This window comes from Pseudomonas sp. CP-1 (genome assembly GCF_021213715.1).
GTDB classification, from domain to species: Bacteria; Pseudomonadota; Gammaproteobacteria; order Pseudomonadales; family Pseudomonadaceae; genus Pseudomonas; species Pseudomonas aeruginosa.
In genome coordinates, this window is sequence record NZ_JAJQKY010000050.1 from 1 (window position 1) to 3,108 (window position 3,108).

A 3,108-nucleotide genomic window follows, 5' to 3' on the forward strand; every position below is an offset into this window, starting at 1 on the left:
CTCGGCCACTCGCTGGTGTACCAGCGGCGTTGCCGGATAGCCCGAATCGCTGCGGTTCCAGATAGCGCCGATAGCGCTAAGCTCCGCCTTCTCGAGCATCTGCAGATCGACCAGACGTCGCTGCGGATGTTCGGCGAATGCCTCCAGCAGAGTCGTCAGGTGGCGACCCAGGCGCTCGATCGTAGCGGCCGGGAACAGTCCGCGATCGTAGCTGAATTGCAGTGACAAGCTATCCCCGCCACCCAGCGCCAGGGCCAGCGGATAGTTGGTCTGCTCGTGCATCGCTACGGCACCGAAACGCACGCCTCCAGCGGAGGACCGTTCGAGCACCTCGTCCACCGGGTAGTTTTCGAACACCAACAGGTTGTCGAAAACCGCCTCGCCGCCGAACCCCGCCCAGCGCTGCAGCTCGAACAGAGGCGTGTGCTCCTGTTCGCGCAACGCCAGGTTCTGCCGTTGCAGCCCCTGCAGCAGTTCGTCGAGGGTCATCTGTGGAGCCAGCGTTACCACCACCGGCAAGGTATTGATGAACAACCCGACCTGGTTCTCGACACCCGGCAGATCGGCAGGACGCCCGGAGACGGTGGCGCCGAAGACCACGGTGTGTTGTCCGGTATAGCGTTGCAGGAGCAGCGCCCAGCCCGCCTGGACCAGGGTATTGAGAGTGACCTGGTGGCGCCGGGCGAAATCCCGGAGCCGCGCGGTAGCCGTTGCGTCCAGCTCACGCAGGTGCTCTCCGACGCCGTTGGCCGATGTCAGTCCCGGCTGAGCCAGTGCCTCGACCAATCGCGTCGGCTCGTCCAGAGCCGCCATCTGCTCGCGCCAGAATGCCTCGGTAGCTGCCGCGTCCTGCCGCTGCAGCCAGGCGATGTAGTCGCTATAGCGGCCATCCCGGGGCTGCTCCGGCGAGCGTCCGGCATAGGACTCCAGCACCTCGCTGAGCAACTGGGCATTGCTCCATCCGTCCAGCAGGATGTGATGATGGGTGTAGATCAGGTGGTGCTCACCTTCGGCAGTCTTCACCAACAGCAGCCGCAACAGTGGCGCACGCTGCAATTCGAAACCGCGTTCGCGCTCGGCCGCAGCCAGCGCGAGCAGCGCGGCGTCCCGATTCGCCGCCTGGCTCAGGTCCTCTTCGGCGAAGGGCAACTGGCGCTGTCGATAGACGATCTGCAAGGGCTGCTGCAGCTCCCCCTGCCAGGCGAAACCACTGCGCAGGATCGCGTGCCGGTCCAGGGCGGACTGCCAGGCTGCGCGGAAGCGCGGGATATCGAGGCCGGACACATCCATACGCATCTGATTGATGTAGTCGCTCGATGCCTGCTCGTACAGCGAATGGAACAGCATGCCCTGCTGCATGGGTGACAGCGGATAGATGTCCTCGACCTCTTCCAGCGCGACCGGCAGGGCATCCAGACGCGCCTGGTCCAACCCCGCCAGCGGGAAATCGGAAGGCGTCGCGCCATGCCGTGGCGAATCGCAGCAGAAGTCGACCAGCGCCGTCAGCTCAGCCACATAGTCATCGGCCAGGCGACGCACCTGGTCCTCGCCGAACATCTGCGAGCTGAAGCTCCAGTCGATGCTCAGTTCACCGTCGAACACCCGGCCATTGAGACTCAGCCAGTTGTCCAGCGGAGCGCCGGGGTCCATCTCTGCCCCCGCGCTTTCGCCAGCCGGGTCCAGCAGAGCCATCTCGTCGAACTGAGCGTCGAACTGGCCCAGGTAATTGAAAGTGATCCGCGCCTGCGGCAACCCCGCCAGGACCCGGGCACTTTCCTCTCCAGCCAGATAGCGCAGCAAGCCATAACCCAGGCCCTTGTCGGGAATCGCACGCAACTGTTCCTTGATCGCCTTCAGGGACTCGCCAAGATCCGCGACCGGGCTCAGGCGCACCGGGAACAAACTGGTGAACCAACCGACGGTGCGACTCAGGTCGATATCGGCGAACAGCTCCTCGCGCCCATGCCCTTCCAGCTGTACCAGGCTTGAAGAGGCGCCGCTCCAACGGCAGACCACTCGCGCCAGGGCGGTCAGCAGAAGATCGTTGACCTGGGTACGGTAGGCTGCCGGCGCCTGCTTCAGCAGGCGTTCGGTCAAGCTGCGGTCGAAGCGACTCTGCACGGAGGTGGCGAAACGCTGCTCCAGAGCGCCTTGCGGATGCTCGCACGGAAGCTCGGCCGGCGCACCTTCCAGCAGCTCGCGCCAAAACTGCAACTGCGCCTTCATCGACTCACCACGGGCATGCTCGCTCACTCGGCCGGCCCAGGCCTTGAACGGGCTGGTCTTGCCAGGCAGCCGCGGAGCTTCCCCACGGAGGCTCTGCTGGTAAGCCCTTTGCAAATCCTCCAGCAGAATGCGCCAGGACACCCCGTCCACCACCAGATGGTGGATCACCAACAACAGACGCTGGCCGCCGTCGGCCATATCCACCAACAGGCTCCGCAACAGTGGGCCGTCGGCCAGGTCCAGGCTGCGCTGCGACTCCTCGCAGAGCGACTCCAGCGCTTGTCGGTCCACCGCCTCGGCACGCCAGAGCAGCGCACCGCCCAGCGTTGCTTCGGCATGTTCGGCATGCCAGGTTCCGTCCGTTTCATGGAAGCGCAGACGCAATGCGTCGTGATGTTCGACCAGGGCCTGCAAGGCCGCTTCGAGTGCCTTCGCATTCAGGGCCTCGCGCGGCTTCAACAGCAATGACTGGTTCCAGTGCTGGCGATTGGGAATCGGCTGTTCGAAGAACAACCGCTGGAACGGCAACAACACCGTCTCGCCGCTCACAGGCCCCTGCTCCATTTGCACCGCAGCCCCTACGCGGGCGACTCGCGCCAGCCCCTGTACGGTCTGTTGTTGGAACAGGTCCTTCGGAGTGAACTGGATGCCCGCCGCACGGCATCGACTCACCACCTGGATCGAAACGATGGAATCGCCACCCAGGGCAAAGAAGTTGTCGGTGGCGCCCACCTCCTCCAGCTTCAGCACGTCCGCCCAGACGGCCGCGATACGTCGCTCCATTTCATTCTGCGGCGCAACATGCGTCTGCCCCGCAGCAGCTTGCGGTCGCGGCAACGCCTTGCGATCCAGCTTGCCGTTCGGACTCAGCGGCATCCGCTC

General features: G+C 64.7%; 1 protein-coding gene. It reads right to left on the reverse strand.

What is annotated here, in order from left to right; genetic code table 11:
- The coding region (locus tag LT948_RS32955) for a condensation domain-containing protein (RefSeq protein ID WP_232197165.1) at positions 1-3,108 on the reverse strand (3,108 nt) is incomplete at both ends.